The following is a 7,895-nucleotide window of genomic DNA, read 5'->3' as shown; positions in this document are numbered from 1 at the left end:
TCATCATATTTATAATAAAGAAGGAGACAAAATGTCAAAAGTTATTTTACAATTAAATGTTATTCAGGCTGATGCAAATGCACTTTATATTAAATTTCACGATCTTCACTGGAATGTAAAAGGTATTCAATTTTTTAGCGTTCATGAATACACAGAAAAAGCTTACGAAGATATGAGTGAGATATTTGACGATGCAGCTGAGAGAGCTCTTATGCTTGGTGGCAGACCTATCGTCAAGGCTGAGGAGCTAGCAAAAGTTACTCATATCAAACACGAGCCAAAAGAAATTTACACTCCAACTGAGGTTTTAGAGATTGTCTTGGCTGATTATAAACACCTTTTGGGCGAGTTTAAAAAGCTTGACGAGCTTGCAGAAGGCGATACAACAACCCAAATGTATGCACAAGACCAAATTGCAAAATTTGAAAAAGCCATCTGGATGCTAAACGCAACACTTAGCAAATAACTACTAGCGGGAGTTTTCCCGCTCTATCTAAATAAATTCTACTTTTTGGCGATATTGATTTTATAAATTTTAAGGAGCCAAAATGAAAATTTCTCAAATCGCAAACTCATATAATAGTTCAAGTCTAAAAGAAAATGTAAAATCAGAAATTTCACTTCATAAAGATGAAAAGGATATCTCTAAAAAAGAGTCTGAAATTACAAATTTAACAGCCAAAGACATTTCAAATAGCTACTTTTTGCAGTATCAAAAAGAGATCGTTAAAAGCAGTAGTTCAAATTTATTAGCCCAAGGTAGCTTAAGCTTTAATGCGCCTAAAAATTTATCAGAAATTTTATCAGGACTTGATCTTGCAAATATCGGCTATAATGGTAAATCTTTAAACGAGCTAACTAGTGATGAGGCAAATGATCTTATTAGTGAGAATGGATTTTTTGGTATCACAAATACGGCTGATAGGATAGCTAGCTTTGTGCTAAATGGTGCAGGTGATGACATAGAAAAACTAAAAGCTGGTAGAGAGGGCGTGGCAAAGGGTTTTGAGGATGCGAAGAAAATTTGGGGAGGTGAACTTCCTGAAATTTCACAAAAGACTATCGAAAAGACCCTTGAGACACTTGATAAAAAGATCGCCGAGCTTGGCGGTAACGTTTTAAATGTTTCAGCTTAACTATCTTAGGCAGGCTCGCCTAAGATAAATTTGTATGATCGTGTATATAAATTTAGATACGAGCCTTTAATTTTCCACAAAATTTATTTAATCTTAAAAGTTATACTTCGCCATTTTACACTAAGGAGAAGAGATGAAAGCTAAAATTTTACTTCCACTGGCAACTGCTATCATGTTTTTGGGTTGCTCATTTTTTGAGGATAACCCACCAGTGCGAAAACAGCCAAGACAGGTCATGCAAAATACACCAGCAAAAAGCTCGATTAAAGGTTTTATAAAAGAGGTTACTTATAAAGATTCAAAATACTGCTATGAAATAGTGGCGAGCGATACAAAAAACCATAAACTCAATAAAGCAAATTTTTGTGCAAATAGATACTATTATGATAAAGGCGACTTAGTCTATGCGACTTTTTATGCAGATAAACTTATAGATATGCTTCTTATAAAAGAGGGTGGCTCTAGTGGCTTATATAATGGTATAAAAAAGCCACAAAATGAAGTGATTATTAAAAGAAAAAATGTAAAAACAAATATCGAAGTGCCAAAAGAGGAAAAAATTTCTTTTTAATTACCGTTGATTTACTGCTTGCTTATATAATTTCAACAGCAATCAAAACTAGAACTCCTTTTAAGGGGCAAAGCAACAGCCCCTTTTTCTTTTTACTCCTTTAAAATTTTGTCCTTGTTTTATTTAAAATTATCAACTTTTATCTATTTTTGATTAATTACGGTAAACGATCGGTAACTGAAATTAAAAATTTTAAGCTTCATGTTAAATTTTATTGATTATAATCGTCAGCACAAAACCTTAAAAGGAGAAAAAATGAAACTAACAAAAATTAGTTTAGCCACTTTGGTTGCTTTAGGTGCGTTTTCAAGCGTAGCAAGTGCTACTCCACTTGAAGAAGCTATAAAAAATGTAGATCTTTCAGGATTTGCAAGATATAGATATACTCACACTCATGAGTATGACAAAAAACAAGAAAATGTCAAAAAAGCTAATGATGCAAAACATAACTTTAAAATGATCACAAATTTTAAAGCTGCTATCGATGATAACTTTTTTGGTGTTGTTGGTCTCAGATATAATGCAAATGACGGTTCAGGCGATAATGCTGGAACAGCTAATACAGATGGTACAGATAAAACAAATACAACTGATCCATTTAAAGTTTACCAATTTTACCTAGGATACAAAGTAGGTGCTACTACTATAACAGCTGGTAAGCAAGTTATAGGTTCATACTTTACTGATGATGCTGTTGGCACAGGCGTAAGAGTAGTAAATGAAGACATCGAAGGTCTTACACTTACAGCTTTAGCATTTGATGCACTTGAAGGCAGTGGTGAGAGCGATGGTGATCTATATGATGTGAGTGTAACTAATCAATTGAATAAGTATGATGTTGGTAATCTATATGCAGCTGGTATTGCTGGAGCATATGATCCTATTAACTTCCAACTATGGTATGCTAGCTTAACAAATTTAGCTGACTTACTTGCAGCTGATGTTTCAGCAAATTTTGCTATTACTGATGATGTTTCTTTGGGCGCAAGACTTAACTATGTAAATAGCACAGCCGATGCTAGTGCAAAAAGCAAACTAGGATATAATGATGGCAACTTCTATGCTGGAGAACTTTCAACTTCACTATTTGGTTTTGATTTAGCTGGTGGTTATATCGGTTGGAAATCTCAAGATAAAGGCATATCAGCTTTTTCATTTGAAGACCAAGGAAGCTTAATTGATGCAGGTGAAGATGTATTTGACTGGACACATGCAGAAGGCAAAGGTAACTTCTTTTATGTAACAGGCGCTTATACATTTGATAAATTTACAGCTGGTTTAGACTACGTAAAAGGCACTCAAAAAACATCAGCTGGTGCTGGTAATCCAGATGCAAAAGATAAGGTTGAAGAATTTGTTCCAAGATTTGCTTATCAATACAGCAAGAAGTTGAAATTTAGTTCATTCTACTCTTTCCAAACACATAAATTAGATAATGATGAGAAAAAGAAAGAAGATAAATTTAGATTTGAAGCTAAATACTCATTCTAATATCAGCTAATTAATCAACTTATGATATAATCCCGGGTCGGAAGCAATCTGATCTGGGATTTTTAAATTTAGAGCAAAATTTCAAGGAAACTTATGAAAAATATCAAAATTTCTTTTTTGGCGTGTTTTTTGGTGGCAAATGCCTTTGCGGCTTCGCAAGTTTATTATATAGAAGCTCGTGGCGAATTTGGTAAAGAACTTGCTGAAATGGCAAAAAAGCAGGCTAATGATAGAAATGAAAAAGTAAATGTCTATGTTGATGAAGATCCAAGACGCTATAAAGATAATAGAATTTTAAAATTGGGCGTTGATAGAAAGGGCAGATATAGCGTTTCTTTGGGTAAGGAGCTTTATGAAAAGCAATGTGCTAGCTGTCATGGCGAGAATGCTGATAAAAGGCCATTTGGTTCAACACCTCTAAAAAATATGGATGCTAAAGATATTGAAGATAGCATCATCTCTTATAGAAGCGACTCAAGTTTTGGCGGAAGTGGCAAAAATGTAATGCAAAACCAAGCTAAAATTATTTCAAATAATGATCTTGGCGCGATTCTCGCCTATCTAAAAGGTAAAGATGCATTTGCTGAACAAGACACAAATGAGAACAAGCCGGTCTCTACTCAAACAAAGCAAGGCAGTTATTTAAGATAAGTTTCACTTTGATAGCTTTGTCATAATATAAATAAAAGGAAGCAGATGTTAAATCCAAGATCATTATTTTTAAGTATGGGCTCAGCTATCATTTTGATGATAATCTTTGCCATAGCTAGCGGAGCCGCTACGATAATAGAAAGTAAAACTAGCACAGAAGCTGCATGGTACTATGTTTATGGTGCCAGCTGGTTTGCACTCATTCAACTACTTCTTGGTATAAATTTGGCCTATAATATCTTTAGATATAACTTAATAGATCCCAAAAAACTCCCTTCGCTTATCTTTCACCTTGGTTTTATCGTTATCTTAATCGGTGCCGGAATAACAAGATATCTTGGCTTTGAGGCTGATATGCATATAAGAGAAAAAACTCAGTCAAATATCGTTACGACAAAAATATCCTATTTAAATTTAACCGCATTAAATGATAATGGAGAAGAGATAAACGCTGCTTTGCCACTAGGAATTTCTGATGCAAAAAAAGGTTTTGATCTAAAGCTAAAAATAGCAGATAATGAAGCTAATTTAAAATTTAAAGAATTTGTGCCAAATGCAAGCTATAAGTTTGTGGATGATAAAAATGGGCAACCAGTAGTGGAATTTGTGGTTTCAAACGAGAGTGAAAGTGAAGAAATTTTCTTGTTAGAAGAAGAGGAAGCAAGAGTTGCAGATATTAGTTTTATCTTTAATGCTAAGCCGGATGAGAGTAAAAAATATGTGCTTTTTAAATTAGTGGACGGAAATTTCACAGTTACTTCAAATACTGATCTTTCAAAATTTACAATGAGTGATAGTTCAAAAACTGAGTTAAAAGCTGGTAGCGTAAGTGATTTTGGCATGGGTAGTCTTTATACTATTTCAAATATAAATTTTGCTCCAAGATTAGTTTCAGCTCATGCCTCAAGAAAGCTAGTTAGCATAAAAGATAGCGAATTCAACGCCTTGATAGCTGAATTAAATTATAAAGGCGAGAGTAAAGAGATGCATATTTTTTATAACCTAACAGAGCCTTCACGATTGGCTGTGGCTGGACAAAAATTTAACGCTTTGTGGGGAGCACAGCAAGTTAAACTTCCGTTTAGCCTATACTTAAAAGACTTTGAGCTTAAAAGATATCCCGGCTCAAATTCGCCTATGAGTTATTCAAGTGAAGTTATTGTAAAAGACGATACAAACATATCGGGGCTTGACTATAAAATTTATATGAATCACGTGCTTGACTATGATGGTTATAGATTTTTCCAAAGTTCATACGATACAGATGAAAAAGGAACGATTCTCTCTGTCAATAAAGATCCAGGCAAGATACCAACTTATATCGGCTATTTTCTACTTGGGCTTGGATTTGTGTTAAATGTTGTAAATCCTGGTAGCCGCTTTAGAAAACTAGCTAAGTTAATAGATAATGAATCAACAAAAGGTGGTAAAAAGGTTGTTGCTATTATTGCCATTATGCTTTTAAGTTTGAATTTTAGCTCATTAAAGGCTGAAGACTTTTTACCTAATATCAGCAAAGAGCACACACAAAAGCTTTCTAGGCTTATTGTGCAAAGCTCAGATGGTAGAATGAAGCCATTTGATACGCTTAGTAAAGAGGTTTTAAACAAAATTCACAGAGGCGAGAGTATAGGCGGTCTAAATTCAAACCAAGCGACGCTTTCAATAATGGTAACGCCTGATTTTTGGCGAAGTGAAAAAATTATCTCACTTGGACAAAGTAAGGAGCTAAAAAAAGAGCTTGGTATAGATGAAAATGCAAAGTATGCAAGTTTTAATGATTTTTTTAGAGCCACAAAAGATGGCGGAAGTGAATATAAACTCACAAAATTTTCCGAAATTGCTAATCGCAAGCATCCTGGATCGCGCAATACGTTTGATAAAGACGTAATCAAGATCGATGAGAGATTGAATGTTTTTTATATGATATTTATTGGTGAAATTTTTAAAATTTTTCCAAAACAAGATGATCCATCAAACTCTTGGTATTCGCCTGCTAGTGCAATGATGTACTTTCCGCCTAAAGAGGCCGATCTAGTCATCAATATGATGAGAGAGTATTTTGCAGCAGTTGATGCGGCAACAAAAGATAATGATTGGAGCAAGGCTGATGCTGCACTTGATAAAATTTCAGCCTATCAGCAAAAGTATGGCTCTGCTGTAATGCCAAGTGAAGAAAAGATAAATGTAGAAATTTTGTTTAATAAAATTCAAATTTTTGAGCGATTGACACCGGTTTATCTTTTGGCTGGCCTTGCGCTTTTATTTTTTGTTTTTATCAAAATGCTAGCTCCAAAGGTTCAGATAAATGGTATCGTAAGAGTTGTATACATTATAAATTTACTAGCTTTTCTTGCTCATACCGTCGGACTTGGACTTCGTTGGTACATTGCTGAGCATGCACCTTGGAGTAATGCTTATGAATCGATGGTCTATATCGCTTGGGCTTTAGGATTTTCTGGTATCGTATTTGCAAAACGTAGCCCTATCGCTCTTGCTCTTACGTCTATATTGGCTGGTGTTACATTATTTGTTGCACACCTTAGCTGGATGGATCCGCAGATCACTACACTTGTGCCGGTGCTTCAAAGCTACTGGCTAACAATACATGTCTCTGTCATTACTGCAAGTTATGGATTTTTAGGGCTTTGCGCGTTACTTGGTGGCTTTACACTATTGCTTATCATTTTACAAAATAAGAAAAAGCCAAATCCAGAAATTTCTCGTAATATTCTTGAAGCTACCCGTATAAATGAGATGGCTATGATACTAGGACTTAGCTTGCTTACTCTTGGAAATTTCCTAGGCGGTGTTTGGGCGAACGAGAGTTGGGGCAGATATTGGGGCTGGGACAGCAAGGAGACTTGGGCACTAGTTTCGATACTTGTTTATGCCGCAGTTCTTCATATGAGATTTATTCCAAAGCTAAACAACCAGTATGCATTTGCGGTGGCTTCATTCTTTGCTTATTGGTCGATTATTATGACTTATTTTGGTGTAAATTTTTATTTAGCTGGCATGCACTCATATGCAGCAGGAGATCCATTACCAGTGCCTGATTTTGTCTGGATTAGTATCGTAATAATGGTGCTTATGAGTGTTTTAGCATTTACAAAGCGCTCACTTTGCTCAAGGCTTTAGATGCTAATAAAAGGTCTAATAGTTTTCTTTATTGTATTGCTATTAATTGCAATTTGCGCGTTAATCTATCTACTTTTAAGAAATAGAGATTATAGCGCCGAAATAAAGGAGCTTGCATTAGAAAAAGAAGAGATAACAATCGAAAAGCTTGAAAAGCTTGCCGGTGATAATAGCCTAAGTAAAAACGAGCTTTTCGAACTTATTCAAATTTTTGTAGGAAATTTTAGTATACCAGCTAAAAATAACCAAGTCATGCCAAAAGAGGCAAACAACTATATAAATTTTATAATTTTAATCTGCTCTCATAAAAATTCTGATGCAAAGCTCATTAGTTTTTTAGACAAAGAAGCTAAAAAGAAAAACCCAAGCTACATTGTCGAAATAGAAGAGAGTGAGAAAATTGGCATAGAAAATCGCAAAAATCGTAGATAAATTTATTCAAAAAAGTGTAGTTAAAATATCTTAAAATTAAATTTGGTATAAAAATGAGTTCTTATGATATTGATTCTATGTATGTGATATTTCTTATTTTATTTTCAATCGTATTGCCTATATTTTTGATAATCCCTGTAGGTAGATATAATATAAAAGTTTATACGAGTAAATTTGACCTAATTGGGCTTCATCTAATTTTTCCAGTCATTATATTGCCTGCTTTGGTAAGTACTTTTATTTTTGTTCGCAGCTTTTTAAATATTTCAGATTATGCTGGTTTAGGCTTTATATTCTATGCTTTTTTGATTCTAATGATAGCTTATATAATTTATGGTTTTTATGTTTGTATCAGATATAACTACGGCTTTTTTCATTGTATCGTAGCGCTATTCTTAAGATTTAATTATGTTACACCACTTATTTATCTAATCTTTTTAGGCGGAAAAAACTACAAAGATGACAAAGAGATA

At 34.1% G+C, this 7,895-nt stretch carries 7 protein-coding genes and 1 pseudogene; all 8 read left to right on the top strand.

Annotation, left to right across the window (positions count from 1 at the left end; genetic code table 11):
- The first annotated feature begins 31 nt into the window (after positions 1–31).
- On the top strand, positions 32–466 hold the full coding sequence (locus F3H01_RS06660) for a Dps family protein (protein ID WP_021090517.1): 435 nt from the start codon (positions 32–34) through the stop codon (positions 464–466).
- A gap of 82 nt (positions 467–548) precedes the next feature.
- A complete protein-coding gene (locus F3H01_RS06655) occupies positions 549–1,136 on the top strand; it encodes a hydrogenase-4 component G (protein WP_149725253.1) in 588 nt (195 codons plus the stop codon).
- A 133-nt stretch (positions 1,137–1,269) separates the two neighbouring features.
- Positions 1,270–1,707 carry a hypothetical protein gene (locus tag F3H01_RS06650; protein ID WP_103593124.1) on the top strand — a complete coding sequence of 146 codons (438 nt, stop codon included), beginning with the start codon at positions 1,270–1,272 and terminating at the stop codon, positions 1,705–1,707.
- A gap of 255 nt (positions 1,708–1,962) precedes the next feature.
- On the top strand, positions 1,963–3,198 hold the full coding sequence (locus F3H01_RS06645) for a major outer membrane protein (RefSeq protein ID WP_149725252.1): 1,236 nt from the start codon (positions 1,963–1,965) through the stop codon (positions 3,196–3,198).
- A 93-nt stretch (positions 3,199–3,291) separates the two neighbouring features.
- Positions 3,292–3,849, top strand: a complete 558-nt coding sequence (locus F3H01_RS06640; RefSeq protein ID WP_149725251.1) for a c-type cytochrome — start codon at positions 3,292–3,294, stop codon at positions 3,847–3,849.
- 45 nt (positions 3,850–3,894) lie between these two features.
- The gene (locus F3H01_RS06635; RefSeq protein ID WP_149725250.1) at positions 3,895–6,990 is read left to right on the top strand and encodes a cytochrome c biogenesis protein CcsA; all 3,096 of its coding nucleotides are present in this window, start codon (positions 3,895–3,897) and stop codon (positions 6,988–6,990) included.
- Complete coding sequence (locus tag F3H01_RS06630; RefSeq protein ID WP_084108329.1) at positions 6,991–7,422, top strand: fatty-acid--CoA ligase; 432 nt, start codon at positions 6,991–6,993, stop codon at positions 7,420–7,422.
- A gap of 53 nt (positions 7,423–7,475) precedes the next feature.
- Positions 7,476–7,895 (top strand): annotated as a pseudogene (locus F3H01_RS09470) (hypothetical protein); the annotation flags it as partial.

Source organism: Campylobacter concisus (genome assembly GCF_902460875.1).
Taxonomy (GTDB): Bacteria; Campylobacterota; Campylobacteria; order Campylobacterales; family Campylobacteraceae; genus Campylobacter_A; species Campylobacter_A concisus_AA.
The sequence above is the reverse complement of the archived record's forward strand: the minus strand, read 5'-3'. Positions and strand labels throughout refer to the sequence as shown.

Excerpts from the sequence above, each read along its gene's own strand:
- F3H01_RS06655 (WP_149725253.1), top strand. The coding sequence starts at position 549 with ATGAAAATTTCTCAAATCGCAAACTCATATAATAGTTCAAGTCTAAAA.
- F3H01_RS06660 (WP_021090517.1), top strand. The coding sequence starts at position 32 with ATGTCAAAAGTTATTTTACAATTAAATGTTATTCAGGCTGATGCAAAT.
- F3H01_RS06650 (WP_103593124.1), top strand. The coding sequence starts at position 1,270 with ATGAAAGCTAAAATTTTACTTCCACTGGCAACTGCTATCATGTTTTTG.
- F3H01_RS06630 (WP_084108329.1), top strand. The coding sequence starts at position 6,991 with ATGCTAATAAAAGGTCTAATAGTTTTCTTTATTGTATTGCTATTAATT.
- F3H01_RS06645 (WP_149725252.1), top strand. The coding sequence starts at position 1,963 with ATGAAACTAACAAAAATTAGTTTAGCCACTTTGGTTGCTTTAGGTGCG.
- F3H01_RS06640 (WP_149725251.1), top strand. The coding sequence starts at position 3,292 with ATGAAAAATATCAAAATTTCTTTTTTGGCGTGTTTTTTGGTGGCAAAT.
- F3H01_RS06635 (WP_149725250.1), top strand. The coding sequence starts at position 3,895 with ATGTTAAATCCAAGATCATTATTTTTAAGTATGGGCTCAGCTATCATT.